This window comes from Escherichia albertii NBRC 107761 = DSM 17582 (genome assembly GCF_000759775.1).
Taxonomy (GTDB): domain Bacteria; phylum Pseudomonadota; class Gammaproteobacteria; order Enterobacterales; family Enterobacteriaceae; genus Escherichia; species Escherichia albertii.
Genome location: NZ_BBMY01000088.1, coordinates 1 through 20607, shown reverse-complemented (window position 1 = coordinate 20607; position 20607 = coordinate 1). Strand labels below are relative to the sequence as shown.

The 20607-nt window shown below is 51.8% G+C and carries 17 protein-coding genes; 6 read left to right on the top strand and 11 right to left on the bottom strand.

What is annotated here, in order from left to right; all coding sequences use genetic code 11:
- The first annotated feature begins 474 nt into the window (after positions 1 to 474).
- A complete protein-coding gene (hemB, locus tag EA14781_RS15165; protein WP_000130735.1) occupies positions 475 to 1449 on the top strand; it encodes a porphobilinogen synthase in 975 nt (324 codons plus the stop codon).
- Between the two features lie 39 nt (positions 1450 to 1488).
- Here the strand turns inward: hemB and tauD are convergent, their stop codons facing one another.
- Genes tauD through tauA form a run of 4 tightly spaced genes read right to left on the bottom strand, consistent with a single transcriptional unit; the run spans position 1489 to position 4903 of the window.
- Positions 1489 to 2340, bottom strand: coding sequence for a taurine dioxygenase (gene tauD, locus EA14781_RS15160; protein WP_000004078.1), 852 nt, complete (start codon positions 2338 to 2340; stop codon positions 1489 to 1491).
- Entirely contained in the window at positions 2337 to 3164 is an 828-nt protein-coding gene (tauC, locus tag EA14781_RS15155; protein WP_000110262.1) for a taurine ABC transporter permease TauC, read from the bottom strand. The genes tauD and tauC overlap by 4 nt, the downstream gene beginning before the upstream one ends.
- Positions 3161 to 3928, bottom strand: a complete 768-nt coding sequence (tauB, locus tag EA14781_RS15150; RefSeq protein ID WP_000939390.1) for a taurine ABC transporter ATP-binding subunit — start codon at positions 3926 to 3928, stop codon at positions 3161 to 3163. Before tauB ends, tauC begins: the two co-directional genes overlap by 4 nt.
- 12 nt (positions 3929 to 3940) lie before the next feature.
- Entirely contained in the window at positions 3941 to 4903 is a 963-nt protein-coding gene (gene tauA, locus EA14781_RS15145) for a taurine ABC transporter substrate-binding protein (protein WP_001018400.1), read from the bottom strand.
- A 305-nt stretch (positions 4904 to 5208) separates the two neighbouring features.
- Here tauA and frmR point away from each other — a divergent pair, with 305 nt between their 5' ends.
- The 3 genes from frmR (at position 5209) to fghA (ending at position 7656) form a co-directional block, all read left to right on the top strand.
- Entirely contained in the window at positions 5209 to 5484 is a 276-nt protein-coding gene (gene frmR / locus EA14781_RS15140) for a formaldehyde-responsive transcriptional repressor FrmR (RefSeq protein WP_001141271.1), read from the top strand.
- Between the two features lie 34 nt (positions 5485 to 5518).
- Positions 5519 to 6628: an S-(hydroxymethyl)glutathione dehydrogenase gene (gene frmA, locus EA14781_RS15135; RefSeq protein WP_000842117.1), complete on the top strand. Its 1110-nt coding sequence runs from the start codon at positions 5519 to 5521 to the stop codon at positions 6626 to 6628.
- 194 nt (positions 6629 to 6822) lie between these two features.
- Positions 6823 to 7656 (top strand): S-formylglutathione hydrolase, encoded by an 834-nt coding sequence (gene fghA / locus EA14781_RS15130; protein WP_000419026.1) that lies wholly within the window; start codon positions 6823 to 6825, stop codon positions 7654 to 7656.
- A gap of 105 nt (positions 7657 to 7761) precedes the next feature.
- On the opposite strand, the gene EA14781_RS15125 is transcribed toward fghA, so the two are convergent.
- A complete protein-coding gene (locus EA14781_RS15125) occupies positions 7762 to 8301 on the bottom strand; it encodes a DUF2058 domain-containing protein (protein ID WP_001096697.1) in 540 nt (179 codons plus the stop codon).
- A gap of 268 nt (positions 8302 to 8569) precedes the next feature.
- On the opposite strand from EA14781_RS15125, the gene EA14781_RS15120 reads away from it, so the two are divergent.
- Positions 8570 to 11632 carry a beta-galactosidase gene (locus EA14781_RS15120; RefSeq protein ID WP_000493545.1) on the top strand — a complete coding sequence of 1021 codons (3063 nt, stop codon included), beginning with the start codon at positions 8570 to 8572 and terminating at the stop codon, positions 11630 to 11632.
- Positions 11633 to 11668: 36 nt separating this feature from the next.
- Here EA14781_RS15120 and prpE read toward each other — a convergent pair whose 3' ends face one another.
- The 4 genes from prpE to prpB all read right to left on the bottom strand — a co-directional run bounded on the left by prpE (position 11669) and on the right by prpB (position 17545).
- Entirely contained in the window at positions 11669 to 13555 is a 1887-nt protein-coding gene (prpE, locus tag EA14781_RS15115) for a propionate--CoA ligase (RefSeq protein WP_000010249.1), read from the bottom strand.
- Positions 13556 to 13594: 39 nt separating this feature from the next.
- Positions 13595 to 15046: a 2-methylcitrate dehydratase gene (gene prpD, locus EA14781_RS15110; protein WP_001275905.1), complete on the bottom strand. Its 1452-nt coding sequence runs from the start codon at positions 15044 to 15046 to the stop codon at positions 13595 to 13597.
- A 33-nt stretch (positions 15047 to 15079) separates the two neighbouring features.
- Entirely contained in the window at positions 15080 to 16249 is a 1170-nt protein-coding gene (gene prpC / locus EA14781_RS15105) for a bifunctional 2-methylcitrate synthase/citrate synthase (RefSeq protein WP_001285917.1), read from the bottom strand.
- A gap of 405 nt (positions 16250 to 16654) precedes the next feature.
- On the bottom strand, positions 16655 to 17545 hold the full coding sequence (prpB, locus tag EA14781_RS15100; protein WP_000052216.1) for a methylisocitrate lyase: 891 nt from the start codon (positions 17543 to 17545) through the stop codon (positions 16655 to 16657).
- A gap of 237 nt (positions 17546 to 17782) precedes the next feature.
- Here prpB and prpR point away from each other — a divergent pair, with 237 nt between their 5' ends.
- Complete coding sequence (gene prpR, locus EA14781_RS15095; RefSeq protein WP_000941006.1) at positions 17783 to 19369, top strand: propionate catabolism operon regulatory protein PrpR; 1587 nt, start codon at positions 17783 to 17785, stop codon at positions 19367 to 19369.
- Between the two features lie 107 nt (positions 19370 to 19476).
- Here the strand turns inward: prpR and yahO are convergent, their stop codons facing one another.
- Together yahO and EA14781_RS15085 are read right to left on the bottom strand one after the other, a co-directional pair.
- A complete protein-coding gene (gene yahO / locus EA14781_RS15090; RefSeq protein ID WP_000848013.1) occupies positions 19477 to 19752 on the bottom strand; it encodes a DUF1471 family periplasmic protein YahO in 276 nt (91 codons plus the stop codon).
- Between the two features lie 223 nt (positions 19753 to 19975).
- Positions 19976 to 20607, bottom strand: a 632-nt coding sequence (locus tag EA14781_RS15085) for a hypothetical protein (protein ID WP_072015434.1), incomplete at its 5' end; no start/stop codon positions are given.

The window sequence follows — 20607 nt, the reverse complement described above, 5'->3', positions numbered from 1 at the left end:
CCGAAAACATATTATGTTTTGCGTTTACGATTATGCGGCATTATAGAGGAATGGTTCAATTATTCTTTCCCCTAAGTCCGATTGCGGACATATATAAAACACGAGCACAAATAAAAAACACAAATTAACAAAACCATATAATTTCAACATGTTGCAGAGAATTTTTATCCTTATCCATTTTACAAACAAATAGCTAACCAACCAAACAGACAAATAATGTATCAATAAGCAGGGAACTTTAATTTATTCATTTTTTCACAGCCTCGATATTTGGCTGATATTCATAATTTAAAATTATAAATAAAAATTTAAAATTTTTTCCATGAATATGAAAACATTGCCGACATTATTAAAATTATGTCATCACACTCTATTACTCGCTCTTTAAATCAACATAGCGGCAACTTTCGTAAAACACTCTGGCCCGGCTTCAGGTATACTGTGCCCTTCAATTCCACAAACATCAGGCAGACCATGACAGACTTAATCCAACGCCCTCGTCGCCTGCGCAAATCTCCTGCGCTGCGCGCTATGTTTGAAGAGACAACACTTAGCCTTAACGACCTGGTGTTGCCGATCTTTGTTGAAGAGGAAATCGACGACTACAAAGCCGTTGAAGCCATGCCCGGCGTAATGCGCATTCCTGAGAAACATCTGGCTCGTGAAATCGAACGCATCGCCAATGCCGGTATTCGTTCGGTCATGACTTTCGGCATTTCCCACCATACCGATGAAATCGGCAGCGATACCTGGCGGGAAGACGGTCTTGTGGCTCGCATGTCGCGCATCTGTAAGCAGACTGTGCCGGAAATGATCGTCATGTCAGATACTTGCTTCTGCGAATATACGTCTCACGGTCACTGCGGCGTGTTGTGCGATCACGGAGTCGATAACGACGCAACTCTGGTGAATTTAGGTAAACAAGCCGTCGTTGCCGCTGCTGCAGGCGCAGACTTCATCGCACCTTCCGCCGCAATGGACGGCCAGGTGCAGGCAATTCGCCAGGCGCTGGACGCCGCAGGCTTTAAAGATACCGCGATCATGTCGTATTCGACCAAATTCGCATCCTCCTTTTATGGCCCGTTCCGCGAAGCAGCGGGAAGCGCATTAAAGGGCGATCGCAAAAGCTATCAGATGAATCCCATGAACCGTCGCGAGGCGATTCGTGAATCGCTGCTGGATGAAGCCCAGGGCGCAGACTGCCTGATGGTTAAACCTGCCGGGGCATACCTCGACATAGTGCGTGAATTACGTGAACGTACAGAATTGCCTATTGGCGCATATCAGGTCAGCGGCGAGTACGCGATGATCAAGTTCGCCGCGCTGGCTGGTGCAATAGATGAAGAGAAAGTGGTGCTCGAAAGCTTAGGTGCAATTAAGCGTGCGGGTGCGGATCTGATTTTCAGCTACTTTGCGCTGGATCTGGCCGAGAAAAAAATTCTACGTTAATGACCATGATGCCGGGTAATCCCGACCCGGCATATCTCCTTACTCTGCCCGATAAAACGGTTTATCTCCGAGTATCGTTGCCCGATGCATAATTCGTCGCTGCGGCAAATAATCGGCATTTGCATAATGCTGGGTCACACGATTATCCCAAATAGCAATATCATTCGGCTGCCAACGCCAGCGTACCTGAAATTCCGGTTTGGTAATATGAGTGAATAAAAAACCTAACAATGCTTCACTCTCTTTCTCGCTCACATCAACAATTCGTGTGGTGAACCCCTCATTAACAAACAACGCCTGCTTACCACTCACCGGATGTGTACGCACCACCGGATGTAACAACGGTGGATTTTTCGCAGCAGCTTCCCGCCAGCGTTGATGCTCTTCCTCCGTTTTGCGGGACTTGTATTCCGGGAACGATTTACGGAAGTCATGCTCTGCACGATGCCCGCTCAACAGTTGGCGGAAGGGAACAGAGAGCGTCTCATACGCCGCGATACCGCTGGTCCATAGCGTATCGCCGCCGGTCGATGGCAACTCTTTCGCCGCCAGAATCGCCCCTGCGGGTGGCGTTTCAATAAATGTCACATCAGTATGCCAGTTGTCGTTATCCGGCGGATTATCGTTATGAGTATCCAGTACAATAATCTCGTCAACGCCTTCGGCATGGGGATAAACAGGATGAATATGCAGCTCGCCAAAACGCTGAGCCAGCGCGCGTTGCTGCTGCGGTGTAATGGCCTGTTCGCGCACAAACACCACCTGATGGCGCAGTACCGCATGGTAAAGCTGTTCAAATTGGTTATCGCTTAACGGGCGCGTCAGGTCGACACCCGAAATTTGTGCGCCAATATACGGCCCCTGCGGGGTAATGCTCAGACGTTCACTCATTGTACTTCTCCATGCCGGGGCGTCAGACGGCGCTGTAACGCGCGCAGACCCAGTTCTAAAAGAAAGGCGATAACCGCTATCACCGCGATCCCCGCCAGCACTACATCAGTCGCAAGGAATTCGCCCGCTGACTGAACCATAAAACCTAAGCCTCGCGTCGCGGCAATCAGTTCTGCCGCCACCAGCGTTGACCCCCCCACGCCAAGGCCAATGCGTAATCCGGTGAGAATTTCCGGCAGGGCGCCGGGCAAAATAACAAACCACAGCACCTGCGCACGGCTGGCCCCCAGCGACTGCGCAGCGCGAAGGCGAACCTGCTGGGCGCTTTTCACCCCCGCCAGCGCCGACATCGCCACAGGTGCAAAAATCGCTAAATAGATCAGTAGGATCTTCGTGGTTTCGCCAATACCAAACCAGATCACCATCAGCGGCAAATACGCCAACGGCGGCACCGGACGATAAAGCTCGATTACCGGATCCAGAATGCCGCGCGTTGTCGGGCTTAGTCCCATCGCGATCCCAACCGGGATACCTATCAACACCGCCGCAAAGAGCGCCAGCGCAATGCGCGTCAGGCTGGCGACCAAATGCTGCCACAGCGTGGCATCCATAAATCCTTGTGGTCCGGCAATAGTGAGCAGTTTTGCCAGCACCTGTTGCGGCGGCGGTAAAAACAGCGGACTCATCAGTTGCAGCGCCGCCACCGCCCACCATATGGCAAGCAAGACGACTAACGTACTGATACTTAAAGTCGCCTGACGCGAAAGCGGCCAGCGCCATTTCAGCCAACGCGAATGCAACTTTTCATTAATGAACACACTCATGAGAACGCCTCCCGTCGCTCAAATACGCGGCTTAAAACATATTCGCGCATGGCGATAAACGCGGGATCGGACTTAATACTGCGGCTCGATTCGCCTGCAACAAAGCGACGGGCAAAGTTGAGCGACAAACGCTCCAGCACACGACCAGGGCCTGATGAAAGCAAAACCAGTTCGGTCGCCATAAACACCGCTTCTTCTATATCGTGGGTAATCAATAGCACTTGCCTGTCGCTCCCCTGCCAAAGTTTCAGCAGCAGGGTTTGCATCTGGTCACGAGTGAAGGCATCCAGTGCGCCAAACGGTTCATCAAGTAATAAGAGTTGTGGATTCGCCGCCAGCGCGCGGGCAATTCCCACTCGCTGGCGCTGACCGCCGGAAAGCTGCCAGATATACCTTTTTTCCGCACCATCAAGGCCCACTTTTTTCAGCATCTGGCGCGCGATTTCCTGGCGCTGCGCTTTCTCTACGCCAGCCAGTTGCAGACCAAGCGCCACGTTATCCTGCACGCTACGCCACGGCAGCAATCCTTCGTTCTGAAAAACGACTCCGCGCTCCGCGCCCGGCCCCTGAACGCGTTTGCCCGCCAGTTGAATATTGCCGCGCTGATAAGGTACAAATCCGGCAATCAGATTCAGCAAGGTGGTTTTGCCGCAACCGGACGGCCCCAGTACGACCAGCAGTTCGCCGCTATCCAGCGTCAGATTGATATCTTCCAGCACAGGTTTGCCGCCATAATCGGCATAGAGATGAGAAATTTGCAGCATCCGCGTCTCCTTTTATTGCACGAAGCGAGAGGTGACGTACTGGCTGTAATCATTCGCCACGGCAGGGACTTTTCCCTGATCTTTTAAAAACTGGGCAGTGTCGATAATTGCCTTGTTTACGGGGCCAGCCAGTTCTGCCGTTTGCTGCTGTGGCGTCAGATAGGTATTTCCCTTCACCAATCCGGGAACGTCGGCCTCCGGCACGCCGCTTAAGCGCGCCAGTTTGTTGATGTTTTCTTGCTGTTTCAGCCACGCATCAGGGTTGGCTATGTAAGGCTGCTGGGCATCAAGGGCGCTTTTGGCGAATGCTTTCACTACCTCAGGATGTTTTTCGGCAAAATCTTTCCGCACAACCCAGACATCCAGCGTTGGCGCGCCCCACTGCCCGACCCGTTCAGAATCAGTCAGCACCTTGCCGTCTTTTTCCAGCGCATTAACCGCAGGCGCCCAGACGTAAGCGCCATCAATATCTCCTCGTTGCCAGGCGGCGATAATCGCCGGCGGTTGCAGATTCACAATCTCCACTTGTCCGGGCTTAATGCCCCAATGCTTCAGCGCCGCCAGTAGGCTGTAGTGCGTAGTGGAAATAAACGGTACGGCAATCCGTTTACCAATCAAGTCCTCGGGCTTGCTGATGGTTTTCTTCACAACCAATGCCTCGGAGCTGCCCAGTTTTGAGGCCAGTAAGAAAACCTCTATCGGCACTTGTTGGCTGGCAGCCACGGCTAACGGACTGGAGCCAAGGTTGCCGATTTGTACGTCGCCCGACGCCAGTGCCCGCACGATGCTGGCCCCGCTGTCAAACTTACGCCAATCCACGGTCGCCCCGCTCGCCTTGGCGAAAGTATTATCGGCCTGAGCGACTTTCGCCGGTTCGGCGGAGGTTTGATACGCAACGGTAACGTTCACCGCCTGCGCCTGAAAAGCGATGAATGCCAGTGCGGCGAGAAATGTATTACGCGATGAAATTGCCATGATTGTCTGCTCCCCTGTCTTGTTATGGGAGCAGTATTTCGTTGCCGGTAAATTTGATAAAGGAATTAAAACGTCTTGTTAAGAACAAAGCGTTTTTAGAAAAAAAACAGCAATGGTTAGCGAATATACGCATTTTGCTACTTTTAACGAATATCGTCTGATACGACGCTCACGCGTCTTATCATGCCTACAAATACCAGGACAGAATAAAGTTTATTCTCTAATGTTATATACTATAGGGGGGTATATGTTGACATATAGCATACTCCCCTATAGTATATTGCATACAGATGATGAGGTGCGAAATGCCCAGTACTCCAGAAGAGAAGAAAAAGGTCCTTACTCGAGTTCGTCGTATTCGGGGGCAGATTGATGCTCTGGAACGGTCGCTGGAGGGGGATGCCGAATGCCGTGCCATACTCCAACAGATAGCCGCCGTTCGGGGCGCGGCTAACGGGCTGATGGCAGAAGTACTTGAAAGCCATATCCGGGAAACGTTTGACCGAAATGACTGCTACAGCCGCGAAGTCAGCCAATCCGTTGACGACACTATTGAACTGGTTCGTGCCTATCTTAAGTAGTTGAAACTATTACCATATTGAGGAAAAGCGAGAGATGAAATCACGTGCTGCCGTTGCATTTGCTCCCGGTAAACCACTGGAAATCGTTGAAATTGATGTGGCGCCACCGAAAAAAGGTGAAGTGCTGATTAAAGTCACCCATACCGGCGTTTGCCACACCGACGCATTTACTCTCTCCGGCGATGACCCGGAAGGTGTATTCCCGGTAGTTCTCGGTCACGAAGGGGCAGGCGTTGTGGTTGAGGTCGGTGAAGGCGTAACCAGCGTCCAACCAGGCGACCATGTGATCCCGCTTTACACCGCAGAATGCGGCGAGTGTGAGTTCTGTCGTTCCGGCAAAACCAACCTCTGTGTTGCGGTTCGCGAAACCCAGGGCAAAGGCCTGATGCCGGATGGCACCACCCGTTTTTCTTATAACGGTCAACCGCTGTATCACTACATGGGCTGCTCCACATTCAGTGAATACACCGTAGTTGCGGAAGTTTCTCTGGCAAAAATTAACCCAGAAGCAAACCACGAACACGTCTGCCTGCTCGGCTGTGGCGTAACCACTGGTATTGGCGCTGTGCATAACACCGCTAAAGTCCAACCGGGTGATTCCGTTGCCGTGTTCGGTCTTGGCGCAATCGGTCTGGCGGTGGTTCAGGGCGCTCGTCAGGCAAAAGCCGGACGAATTATCGCTATCGATACTAACCCGGAGAAATTCGAGTTGGCGCGTCGCTTCGGCGCTACTGACTGCATTAACCCGAATGACTACGATAAACCGATTAAAGATGTTCTGCTGGATATCAACAAATGGGGTATCGACCATACCTTTGAGTGCATCGGTAACGTCAACGTAATGCGTGCAGCGCTGGAAAGCGCTCACCGCGGATGGGGACAGTCTGTCATCATCGGCGTCGCGGGCTCCGGTCAGGAAATTTCCACTCGCCCATTCCAGTTAGTCACCGGTCGCGTATGGAAAGGTTCCGCATTTGGCGGCGTAAAAGGCCGTTCACAGTTGCCGGGCATGGTTGAAGATGCCATGAAAGGCGATATCGTTCTGGAACCGTTTGTGACTCACACCATGACGCTGGATGAAATTAATGACGCCTTTGATTTAATGCATGAAGGCAAATCCATTCGAACTGTGATTCGTTACTAATTTCCCGCAGGTTTACCCCGCCCTGTCAGGGCGGGGAATCGAGTTTTCTTTTGAAACTGATGGAAAGCGTAAGATTGCCTGATGTGCTACACCTGTCAGGCCTACGAGCTGGTTTCGCCCCGTCCAGTTCAGACGGGATTCTTAATTCCTTCCCCGAGCAACCGCCAGGGGAATTAACCATGAGATAATGACTGATGGAACTCATTGAAAAACATGCCTGCTTTGGCGGCTGGCAAAATGTTTATCGGCATTATTCCCAATCCCTTAATTGTGAAATGAATGTCGGCGTCTATCTCCCGCCTAAAGCAGCAAGTGAAAAGCTGCCGGTATTGTACTGGCTTTCGGGACTGACCTGCACCGAGCAGAACTTCATTACCAAATCAGGGATGCAGCGTTACGCGACAGAACACAACATTATTATTGTTGCGCCTGATACCAGCCCCCGCGGCAGTAATATCGCGGATGCCGACCGTTACGATCTCGGACAAGGTGCCGGATTTTATCTGAACGCGACGCAAGCACCGTGGAATGAACATTACAAAATGTACGACTATATCCGCAGTGAACTGCCGGATTTAGTGATGAAACATTTTCCGGCAACAGCCAAAAAGTCAATTTCGGGTCATTCTATGGGGGGACTGGGCGCGCTGGTACTGGCGCTACGTAACCCGGATGAATATGTCAGCGTCTCGGCATTCTCTCCGATTGTTTCGCCTTCACAAGTGCCGTGGGGGCAACAGGCCTTTGCCGCGTATCTGGGTGAAAATAAAGAAAGCTGGTTGAACTATGATCCAGTAAGTCTTATTTCACAAGGTCGACGCGTCGCAGAAATAATGGTTGATCAGGGATTGAGTGACGATTTTTATGCAGAACAACTGCGGACTCAAAATCTTGAAAAGATCTGTCAGGAGATGAATATTAAGGCATTAATCCGTTATCACGAGGGTTATGACCACAGCTATTATTTTATCTCCAGTTTTATTGGCGAACATATTGCGTACCACGCCAATAAATTGAATATGCGTTGATAATAGCGCACGACCGCCGGATGCGGCGTAAACGTCTTATCAGGCCTACGGAGTGAAATGCAGGCCTGATAAGCGTAGCGCATCAGGCAATCCATCAGTGTATATCTACCACATCAAATCATCAGGCACTTTAAAATCGGCATACGGATCGTCCTCATCCTGCGCGTCTGCACTAAGTGCACTGTGTAATACAATACTGCTGGTATCACGTTGCGCAATTTTATCGGCAACGCTGGCGGGAATAATGGCGTACTCACCTTCGCTATTGCTATCGGTAACCAAGCGGGCAATCGCCAGACGACCATTAATCAACTGCGTTTGCGTGAGCTTATCGACAAAAATTTTCTTAATCAGATTACCGTCGGTGAAATTAAACCCAATATCGCCATTAGCAATAGTAATACGGTTCATTTCAATAAGCTGCTTCACCTGGGCTTTATATTCTTTCGCTAATGCCGCTTGTTTTTGTTGTTCGCTTAATTGTTTATCGCGCTCAAGCTGCGCTTTTTTATTTTCTTCTACCGCCGCTCGCGCTTCACGCGCCTGAATACGTGATTTTTTTGCTGTTCTCTCAACTTTAGCTGCCTTCTTGCTGGTGACTAAACCGGCTTTAAGCAACTGCTCCTGTAAGGTAAGTTTTGCCATCTTTATTTCCAAACCCACTGAATAATTTTTGCGAGTATACCTGTAAACACTATGCCTGTATTGGGGAGGAAGCGCCTTTTGCCCACAGGCATGATAAAACGCGACAGAAACGCATAGTGGCTATAAATCAGCAGCAACATCGCCATGATTTACGTTAGAGCGATAAGCTCTGTGATGCAGAGCAAACTTTGCACCATACCCAGTGGCGCAAAACCTTCCGTGCTATGCCATGATAGCGCCGATAAATTATTATATTCAGGGGAATGATATGTTTACGGATTCGCTTGCTGTTGTACTTGCCCGCCGCGACTGGGAAAACCCTGACGTTACACAACTCAATCGCCTTACAGCGCATCCTCCTTTTTCCAGTTGGCGCAACAGCGAAGAAGCCCGCGACAATCACCCTTCCCACTCGTTGCGCAGTCTGAACGGCAACTGGCAATTTGTCTGGTTTTCCTCACCGGAAGCGGTGCCGGAAAGCTGGCTTGAGCACGATCTCCCCGGTGCCGATGACATACCAGTGCCGTCAAACTGGCAAATGCATGGTTACGATATCCCTATCTACACCAACGTGACCTATCCCATTGCGGTGAATCCGCCATTTGTTCCCACAGAAAACCCGACAGGTTGTTACTCACTCACATTTTCTATTGATGAAAGCTGGCTGCTGGAAGGCCTGACGCGAATTATCTTTGATGGCATTAACTCAGCATTTCATTTGTGGTGCAACGGGCGCTGGGTCGGTTACGGCCAGGACAGCCGTTTGCCGTCTGACTTTGACCTGAGCGCTTTTTTACGCCCCGGAGACAACCGCCTCGCCGTCATGGTGCTGCGCTGGAGTGACGGTAGTTATCTGGAAGACCAGGATATGTGGCGGATGAGCGGTATTTTCCGCGATGTTTCATTGCTACATAAACCGAGTTCGCAAATCAGCAATTTCCATATTAATACTCATTTTAATGACGATTTCAGCCGCGCCGTACTGGAAGCTGAAGTCCACATGAGTGGCGAATTACACAATGATCTACGGGTAACGGTTTCTTTGTGGCAGCGTGAAACGCAGGTTGCCAGCAGCACCGCACCTTTTAACAGCGAAATTATCGATGAGCGGGGTCGTTATGCCGATCGCGTCACGCTGCGCCTGAACGTCGAAAATCCGACCCTGTGGAGCGCAGAACTCCCGAACCTCTACCGTGTGGTGATTGAATTGCACACTGCCAACGGCACGCTGATTGAAGCAGAAGCCTGCGATGTCGGCTTCCGCCAGGTGAGGATTGAAAATGGCTTGCTGTTACTGAACGGTAAGCCGTTGCTGATTCGCGGCGTTAACCGTCATGAACATCATCCTCTGCACGGTCAGGTTATGGATGAGCAGACGATGGTGCAGGATATCCTGCTAATGAAGCAGAACAACGTTAACGCCGTGCGTTGTTCGCATTATCCGAACCATCCGCTGTGGTACACACTGTGCGACCGCTACGGCCTGTATGTGGTGGATGAAGCCAATATTGAAACCCACGGCATGGTGCCGATGAATCGCCTGGCAGACGATCCACGTTGGTTACCCGCAATGAGCGAACGCGTCACGCGGATGGTACAACGCGATCGCAATCACCCATGCGTGATTATCTGGTCTCTGGGTAATGAATCGGGCCACGGCGCTAATCACGACGCGCTGTATCGCTGGATTAAATCCGCCGATCCTTCCCGTCCGGTACAATATGAAGGCGGTGGAGCAGACACCTCGGCAACCGATATTATCTGCCCAATGTACGCGCGTGTGGATGAAGATCAGCCCTTCCCGGCAGTGCCGAAATGGTCGATTAAAAAATGGCTTTCGATGCCCGGCGAGCTGCGTCCGCTGATCCTTTGTGAATACGCCCACGCGATGGGCAACAGCCTCGGCGGTTTTGCTAAATACTGGCAGGCGTTTCGTCAATATCCGCGTTTACAAGGCGGTTTTGTCTGGGACTGGGTGGATCAGTCGCTGATTAAATATGATGAAGAAGGTCATCCGTGGTCGGCTTACGGCGGTGATTTTGGCGATACGCCTAATGACCGCCAGTTCTGTATGAACGGCCTGCTCTTTGCCGATCGCACGCCGCATCCGGCACTAACGGAAGCGAAACACGCGCAGCAGTTTTTCCAGTTTCGCTTGCTTGAACGAACACTCGAAGTGACCAGTGAATATTTATTCCGTCATAGCGATAACGAAATTCTACACTGGTCGGTGGCGCTGGACGGCAATCCTCTGGCGAACGGCGAAACGCCTCTGAATGTCGGGCCGCAAGGTAAACAGTTAATTGAACTGCCTGAACTACCTCAACCTGAGAGCGCCGGGCAACTGTGGCTAACAGTACGCGTGGTGCAACCGAACGCGACCGCGTGGTCGCAGGCCGGACATATCAGCGCCTGGCAACAGTGGCGACTGGCGGAAAATCTCAGCGTGACGCCACTCTCCGCGCCCCATTCCTGCCCGCAACTGCTTACCAACGAAACGGACTTTTGCATTGAACTGGGTAATAAGCGTTGGCAATTTAGCCGTCTGTCAGGTTTTCTCACACAATTATGGATTGATGGTGAAAAGCAACTGTTGACCCCACTTCGCGACCAGTTTACCCGTGCGCCGCTGGATAACGACATTGGCGTAAGCGAAGCCACCCGCATTGACCCTAACGCATGGGTAGAACGCTGGAAATCGGCGGGCCATTATCAGACACAAGCCGCGTTGCTACAGTGTACGGCAGATAAACTCATCGACGCAGTTCTGATAACTACCGTCCACACATGGCAACACCAGGGAAAAATCTTATTTATCAGCCGGAAAACATATCGTATTGATGGGCATGGTGAGATGTTCATTACTGTTAATGTTGAGATTGCAAGTGATACACCGCATCCGGCACGTGTTGGCCTCACCTGCCAACTGGCGCAAGTGGCAGAGCGCGTAAACTGGCTGGGATTAGGCCCGGAAGAAAACTACCCTGACAGACTAAGTGCAGCCTGTTATGACCGCTGGGAGCGGCCATTGTCAGCGATGTATACCCCCTACGTCTTCCCCAGTGAAAACGGTCTGCGTTGTGGCACTCGCGAATTGAATTATGGCTCACACCAGTGGCGCGGCGACTTTCAGTTCAATATCAGCCGCTATAGTCAAAAGCAACTCATGGAGACCAGCCATCGCCATCTGCTGCAAGCGGAAGAAGGCACATGGCTGAATATCGATGGTTTTCATATGGGGATTGGTGGCGACGACTCCTGGAGCCCGTCAGTTTCGCCGGAGTTTTTATTGAACGCGGGTCGTTATTATTATCAGGTGAGCTGGCGATAAATGCCGGATGCGCCATACGACGCATCCGACAATAACCTACTCTCCCATCGCCTGGCGGATCTGAACCAACGACGAAGGATCATCAATGGTCGTCAGATCCCCCGGATCGCGTCCTTCGCAAATTGCCTGGATCGTGCGGCGCAGCATTTTCCCGGAGCGTGTTTTCGGCAATTGCGAGACAAACCAGACGTGCGCCGGGCGGCCAAAGTTGCCAATCTGGCTGTCCACCAGCGCCATAATCGCCTTCTCTTGCGAGTGCGCCACCTCGCGGTCTTCCAGACTGTCGCTCTCTTTCGGAATGACAAACGCCACCGCCACCTGCCCTTTCAGCGCATCTTTCACCCCAACCACCGCCACTTCGGCAACGCCCGGATGACTGGAGATACTCTCTTCAATCTCACGCGTCCCCAGCCGATGTCCGGCAACATTAATCACATCGTCAGTGCGCCCAAGAATAAAGTGATAACCGTCAGCATCGCGGATACCCCAGTCAAAGGTGGCGTATACCGGGCGGGGAAACAACGACCAGTAAGTCTTCACAAAGCGCTCGTCATCGCCCCAGATGGTCTGAATACAGCCCGGCGGCAATGGCCCTTCCACCACCAGCATCCCTTTCTCGTTGACGCCGCACGGTTCGCCGGTGACTTCATTGAGCAACTGCACGTTGTAGCCATACATCGGCACGCCGGGGCTTCCCGGACGCGTCGGCCTGTCGTCCAGACCGCGAGCAATCGCCATAATCGGCCAGCCGGATTCGGTCTGCCAGTAGTTGTCGATGACTGGTACATCCAGCGTATTGCTCACCCAACTGGCGGTCGGCTCGTCCAGCGGTTCTCCCGCCAGATAGAGCACTTCCAGCGACGAGAGATCGTGTTTGCGAATTTCGGCGGTAGGGAATTTTTTCAGCACGCGAATGGCGGTCGGTGCGGAGAACATCCGACTCACCTGATATTTTTCGACGATTTTCCACCACACGCCGCAGTCCGGGTACGTCGGCAATCCTTCGTAAACGATAGTCGCCATCCCTGCCAGCAGCGGCGCGTAGACGATATACGAATGCCCCACTACCCAGCCGATATCCGACGCACAAAAAAACACGCCGCCCGCTTTGCCGCCAAAAATGGTGTCCATCGAGGTCGCCAGCGCCACCGCATAACCGCCGACGTCACGCTGCACGCCTTTAGGTTTGCCGGTCGTGCCGGAGGTGTAAAGAATGCAAGAGATTTCGTTGGATTCCAGCCACGCCACCGACACTCGTGCGCCGATGTGCTGATGGCGCAACAAAGCAAAATCGACATCACGCCCGCTAACGCGCGCCATTTTCGCCAGCCCGCGATCCACCAGCAAAACGTGGCGCGGCTGATGCTGCGCCTGGTTTATCGCATCGTCGAGCAATTTTTTATAGGGAATGATTTTACCGCCGCGCGCCCCGGCATCTGCCGAGACAATCAGCACCGGTTTAGCGTCATCAATCCGCGCTGCCACACTGTGCGAGGCAAAACCCCCAAACACTACCGAGTGAATAGCGCCAATGCGCGCGCAGGCCAGCAGGGTAATATGCGCTTCGGCAATCATCGGCATATACACCAGCACCCGATCGCCACGCTGTACGCCCAGCGAGCGCAGCATTGAGGCCACCGCGTTCACTTCGTCATGCAGCTGACGAAAGGTAAAGGTGCGCTCTTCTTCGGTTTCCGAAGAGACGGCAATCAATGCCAGCGCCTCTGGCTGTTTCTCCAGCCAGCGGTCGATGGCGTTATGGCACAAATTGGTTCGGCCTTCACAAAACCAACGGGCAAACGGCGGATTACTGTGATCGAGCGTTTTCGTAAAGGGCGTCTGCCAGTCTATACGCCGGGCCTGCTCGGCCCAGAACTGCTCCGGTTCGTTAATCGAACGCTGATAAAATTCGCTAAAAGACATAACGCTCTCCTGTTGAACTTACGTCTTACCGCTGTTTGCTTAAATGACGTACAGGTCGAGATACTCATTGACCGGCATCTGTTCAAGGCGAGTTCTGTCGAGAGAGACGTCCAGAATGCGCTGCTGCTGGCGAGTCGGGAACTGACGCGCAAGGTTGATTTTGAATTTATCAACCAGTTTTGGAATACCGTCCTGACGGCGGCGAGCATGACCAATGGGGTACTCCACCACCACTTCTTCAAATCGCGTACCGTCGGTGAACTCAAGGGTAATGGCATTGGCGATGGCGCGTTTTTCCGGGTCGTGGTAGCCCGCGGTAAACGCCGGATCTTCAAAGCAATTGATCTTCTCGCGCAGGGCGTCAATACGTTTATCTTGCGCCACGTTGTCCTCGTAATCTGCTGCCGTTAAGCGCCCGAACAGCAACGGGATCGCCACCATGTACTGAATGCAGTGGTCGCGGTCTGCCGGGTTATTGAGCGGCCCTTTTTTGTCGATAATGCGAATACAGGCTTCGTGGGTGCGAATAGTCACTTTTTCGATGTCTGCCGCCGTTTTGCCTGCTGCCTGCATCTGTTCATAGAGCGTCATCGCCGCTTCAACTGCCGTCTGGGAGTGGAACTCCGCCGGGAAGGAGATTTTGAACAGCACATTTTCCATCACGTAGGAGCCGTACGGGCGCTGGAAGCGGAACGACTCACCTTTAAAGGAGACGTCGTAGAAGCCCCACACGGGCGCGGTCAGGGCTGACGGATAACCCATTTCGCCGGTTTTCGCCATCAGTGCCAGCCGTACCGCGCGGGATGTGGCATCGCCCGCCGCCCAGGATTTGCGCGTGCCGGTGTTCGGCGCATGGCGATAGGTGCGCAGTGACTGACCGTCTACCCACGCCAGCGAAACGGCATTGAGGATTTCCTCGCGGGTCAAGCCGAGCATTTCTGCGACGACGGCGGTGGAGGCCACTTTCACTAACAAAACGTGGTCGAGGCCGACGCGGTTAAAGGCGTTTTCCAACGCGATGCAGCCCTGAATTTCGTGGGCTTTAATCATTCCAGTCAGCACCTGTTTCATGGTCAATGGCGCTTTGCCGCTGACGACCGCATTGCGTGATAGCCAGTCTGCCGTTGCCAGAATGCCGCCGAGGTTGTCGGAAGGATGGCCCCACTCCGCCGCCAGCCAGGTATCGTTGAAATCGAGCCAACGGATCATCGCGCCGATGTTGAATGCCGCCTGGACGGGGTCGAGCTGGAACTGAGTTCCGGGGACGCGCACGCCGTTAGGTACGACGGTGCCGGGAACAACTGGCCCCAGCAGTTTTTTACAGGCCGGGTATTCGAGAGCTTCCAGACCGCAGCCGAGGGTGTCGAGCAGGCAGTAATGGGCGGTGTCGTAGGCCACTCTGGAGCTGATTTCGTAGTTCATCACGTAATCGACGATATCAACGATTTCACGGTCAAATTTCGGGCGGATGTTGTTGATTTGAGCTGACATTGGGTACGTTTCCTTATTGTTATTCGTAGAGGCTTACTGACGCTTATCCAGCGCGACAAATTGTCTGTCTTCCGGGCCAACATAATTGGCGGAAGGACGGATAATTTTGTTGTCCTGACGTTGTTCGATAATGTGCGCCGCCCAGCCAGTGACGCGGGCGATGACAAACAGTGGCGTGAACATCTCGGTGGGAACACCCATCATGTTGTAAGAAACGGCTGAGAACCAGTCGAGATTGGGGAACATCTTTTTGCTCTCCCACATCACCGTTTCCAGGCGATCGGCAATGTTGTACATCTTCAGCGAGCCGCCTTCCTGTGATAGCTGCTTCGCAACGCGTTTGATCACCTGATGACGCGGGTCGGCGATGGTATAAACCGGATGACCAAAACCAATGACCACTTCTTTGTTTTCCACACGCTTGTGGATATCAGCTTCGGCTTCGTCCGGCGTTTCGTAGCGTTGCTGGATCTCCAGCGACACTTCATTCGCCCCGCCGTGCTTCGGCCCGCGCAGTGCGCCGATTGCGCCGATAATGGCTGAATACATGTCAGAGCCAGTGCCCGTAATCACCCGGCTGGTAAAAGTGGAGGCGTTAAACTCGTGCTCGGCGTACAGCACCAGCGAAATATGCATCGCCTTTTCCCAGCTTTGCGACGGCTTTTCGCCGTGCAGCAGATGCAGGAAGTGACCGCCGATAGAGTCGTCATCGGTTTCCGGCTGGATGCGTTCGCCGTTGTGGCTGTAGTGATACCAGTAGAGAAGAATTGAGCTAAGCGACGCCAATAATTTGTCGGCAATATCGCGCGCGCCAGAGACAGTGTGCCCCTCTTTTTCCGGCAGCGTGCAGCCGAGCGCGGAAACGCCGGTGCGCATGACATCCATCGGGTGCGACGCCGCTGGTAAGGCTTCCAGCACGGTACGCACGTTAGCCGGTAAACCACGCAGGGCTTTCAGTTTCGTTTTGTAGGCGGCGAGTTCGTCACGGGTCGGCAGTTTGCCGTGGATCAGCAGATGCGCCACTTCTTCGAATTCGCAATGTTCTGCCAGATCAAGAATATCGTAGCCACGATAGTGCAAGTCGTTACCGCTTTTACCTACGGTGCAGAGCGCCGTATTGCCCGCCGGAACGCCAGAAAGTGCCACAGATTTTTTCGGTTTAATGACATGGGTACTGTTTTGCAGGATCGTTGTGTCGCTCATGTTGTCCTCGTCATTGTTATCATTTGTAGGGTCGGGATTACAGTTCAGTACACCCCGTAGGCCTGATAAGCCGCGTCAGCGGCGCATCAGGTATCGGTTGTCGGATGCGGCGCCATGCGTCTTATCCGACCTACAGTTCAGTACACCTCGCAGGCCTGATAAGCCGCGTCAGCGACGCATCAGGCATCGGCTGTCGGATGCGACGCCATGCGTCTTATCCGACCTACAGCTCAGTACACCTCGCAGGCCTGATAAGCCGCGTCAGCGACGCATCAGGCATCGGTTGTCGGATGCGACGCCATACGTCTTATCCGACCTACTGCTCAGTTCACCCCGTAGGCCTGATAAGTCGCGTCAGCGGCGCATCAGGCATCGGTTGTCGAATACAGCCAACGGGCGTTTGTTTTATTTCGCCTGACTACGGGCAAACAGGTCGTCGAGCTTTTCTTCGTACTGGTAGTAGTTGATGCTTTCGTACAGCTCATTGCGGGTTTGCATGGTGTCGATGACGCTTTTCTGCGTGCCTTCCTGACGCAGGACGTTGTAGACATGTTCAGCGGCGCGGTTCATAGCGCGAAACGCGGAAAGCGGGTAAAGCGCCATCGCGACATGGGCGCTGCGTAATTCGTCAGTGGTAAACAGCGGCGTGGCGCCAAATTCGGTAATGTTGGCGAGGATCGGCACCTGCACCGCATCGGCAAACTGGCGATACATGGCGAGTTCGGTAATCGCCTCCGGGAACAGCATTTCGGCACCCGCTTCAACATAGGCCTGCGCACGCTCGATCGCCGCATCCAGCCCCTCTACCGCCAGCGCATCGGTACGCGCCATGATCACAAAATCAGGATCGGTTTTCGCATCCACCGCCGCGCGGATCCGATCCACCATCTCTTCTTTCGAGACGATCGCTTTATTCGGACGATGACCGCAGCGTTTTGCACCAACCTGATCTTCAATATGTAAGCCCGCCGCCCCGGCTTTAATCATCGATTTCACAGTGCGGGAAACGTTAAAAGCCGAAGAGCCAAAACCGATATCCGCATCCACCAGCAGCGGCAGCGAGCAGACGTCGGTGATACGGCGAATATCAGTCAGCACATCATCAAGAGTTGAAATACCGAGATCCGGCAGCCCCAGCGAACCTGCCGCCACGCCACCGCCGGAGAGATAAATCGCCTGATATCCGGCACGCTGTGCCAGCAGCGCGTGGTTAGCATTAATGGTGCCGACAATCTGCAATGGATTTTCTTTGGTGAGTGCAGTGCGAAACGCTTTGCCAGGAGAGTGTAGAGACATAGCCTATCCCTTGTTATCAACTTGTTATTTTGTTGATAAAGACAGAGCAAGGGGTATGCCACAATCGCATAAATAAAATTAAATGTTTAATTTCAATTTGTTAGAAACAAACTAATAAATTAATCCGCAAATATGCGTTTCAGTTAACGTTTCAGACACTATTTCACCGCGTTTCATTGCAACAATTATGAAACAAGACTAAACCCAATATTCGGTTTCTTAACTTTGCGGTGCGCTATGGCACATCCACCCCGGCTGAATGACGACAAACCGATTATCTGGACGGTATCTGTAACGCGGCTGTTCGAGCTGTTTCGCGATATCAGTCTCGAGTTTGATCACCTGGCGAACATCACGCCTATTCAGCTTGGCTTTGAAAAAGCAGTGGCCTATATCCGCAAGAAACTGGTCAGCGAACATTGCGACGCCATCATCGCTGCTGGCTCTAACGGCGCGTATCTGAAAAGCCGCCTCTCGGTGCCGGTAATTCTGATTAAACCGAGTGGATTCGATGTGTTACAGGCACTGGCAAAAGCGAGAAAACTTACGTCGTCTATCGGTGTTGTCACTTATCAGGAAACTATTCCGGCGCTGGTGGCATTTCAAAAGACGTTTAATTTGCGCCTCGACCAACGTAGCTACATTACCGAAGAAGATGCGCGCGGGCAGATTAACGAGCTCAAAGCCAACGGCACCGAAGCGGTAGTCGGCGCGGGGCTGATTACCGATCTGGCAGAAGAAGCCAGGATGACCGGAATTTTTATTTATTCTGCCGCCACCGTGCGCCAGGCGTTCAGCGATGCGCTGGATATGACGCGCATGTCTCTGCGAAATAATGCTCACAACGCTAATTGCAACGCCCTGCGTACGCGTTACGTTCTGGACGATATGCTCGGTCAATCACCACAGATGGAACAGGTGCGGCAGACCATTTTGCTCTACGCCCGCTCCAGTGCGGCGGTATTGATTGAAGGGGAAACGGGAACGGGCAAAGAACTGGCGGCGCAAGCGATTCATCGGGAATACACTGCCTGTCACGATGCGCGGCAGGGAAAAAAGTCACATCCGTTTGTTGCCGTCAACTGTGGAGCGATTGCTGAATCGCTGCTGGAAGCGGAGCTGTTTGGTTATGAGGAAGGCGCGTTTACCGGCTCACGACGCGGAGGCCGCGCCGGACTGTTCGAAATTGCCCACGGCGGCACGCTGTTTCTGGATGAGATAGGCGAAATGCCACTACCGTTGCAGACCCGGCTGCTGCGGGTGCTGGAAGAAAAAGAAGTGACACGCGTCGGCGGGCATCAGCCTGTTTCTGTTGATGTGCGAGTGATTAGTGCTACACACTGTAATCTGGAAAAGGATATGCAACAGGGGCAATTTCGTCGTGACCTGTTTTATCGCCTGAGTATTTTACGCCTGCAACTGCCGCCACTGCGCGAGCGGGTAGCGGATATTTTGCCGCTGGCAGAGCGCTTTTTGAAAGTGTCGCTGGCGGCACTCTCCGCCCCTTTTTCTGCCGCAATACGTCAGGGATTACAGGCAAGCGAAGCCGCGCTGTTGCACTATGACTGGCCGGGTAATATTCGTGAACTGCGTAATATGATGGAGCGGCTGGCATTATTTTTAAGCGTGGAACCGACGCCGGAGTTAACACTGCCGTTTTTACAGCAGCTACTGCCGGAACTGGCACGTGAATCGACGAAAACAACCGCCCTTCATTCACTGACGCCACAACAAGCGCTGGAGAAATTTAATGGCGACAGAACGGCAGCAGCGAATTATTTAGGTATCAGTCGAACAACCTTCTGGCGGCGGCTAAAAAATTAAATTGCCGGATGCGGCGTGAATGCCTTATCCGGCCGACAAAAATATGAATTTCAATATATTGTGTTCCCCGATAAACTTGCGTACCGGGCATGTATTAGCGGATAAACTTACTTCTTCTTATAAATATCAGCCGTACCATGGATCTTATTGTCGGTCTGGCCGGAGGTCAGCACTAACACATCAGCACCTTTTTCATCAGCTTTTTTAAGCAAATCTTCTTTCGCATCAGCGGTCGACATTTCATTACTCGTTGAAATATTACCTATTTTTTCATATTGCGATTCGACTTTCTCAAATTCTGCTTTAGTCATTAATTCTGCAGCATAGACGTTTGTAACCACGAAAGCTAACGCACCAACTAAAAGCTTAGTTCCAGTTTTCATAGGTGAACTCCATGATGTGTGATTGGCTAATGCCCTGAAGCTGGATGTCATCATTCAGGGTTGATTAACAAGTAGTTCAGTATTCAGGAAAAAGCCACAGGAAAAGAGAATATATTTACATTTTTCCTGACGTAACAACGTGTTATCTGAATATGTAAAATATCTTAATTACTCGCCATCAATTATGAATAATGACATTCCAGCATTACCTTTTGGGAGTCTTTCAATATCTATTGGTTCGTGCTTCGATAAAAAAGCATTTTTTCTGGCTAATAAAATCATCCATGTTTTTAAGTGCCTCTAATGTCTTCCCATAAAGTTTATAATCACCACATAATTTTCTTTCATTGATATTTTCAACCCATATTTTTCCTCCGCCCCCGGGACTCACCTTTATCTTAAATATAACCTCATAGTCAGGTAAATCAGGAAAAGATTTACGAAATTCACTGGTGAATTTTACATGAATAGCTAACACATTATTATCACGAGGAGAAAATTGACTGGTTATGATACTGGTTATAAGATTAATGAAATTAACATCATTAAGTAATTTTTTAATGTGAGAATAATTGTATTCAGAACGACCATTTAACATAATGGCAAAATAATTAGCACAGGCGCGCAGTACACTTGAAGATTTTATGGAAAGACCATGCTTATTTACTTCGTTATTACAGCAAGATGTTTGGGGGGGATTCATTATATTACCCAAGCCAGAAATTAATCGCATAATTAATACTCTCGTTAAAATTAACGGTGCGGATAATAAATCAATGGTTATAGCAGCCACTATAAAAAATCGCTCATTCTGACATGGCTTAATGTTAATTATGATGCCCTGAAGCTCTCCCC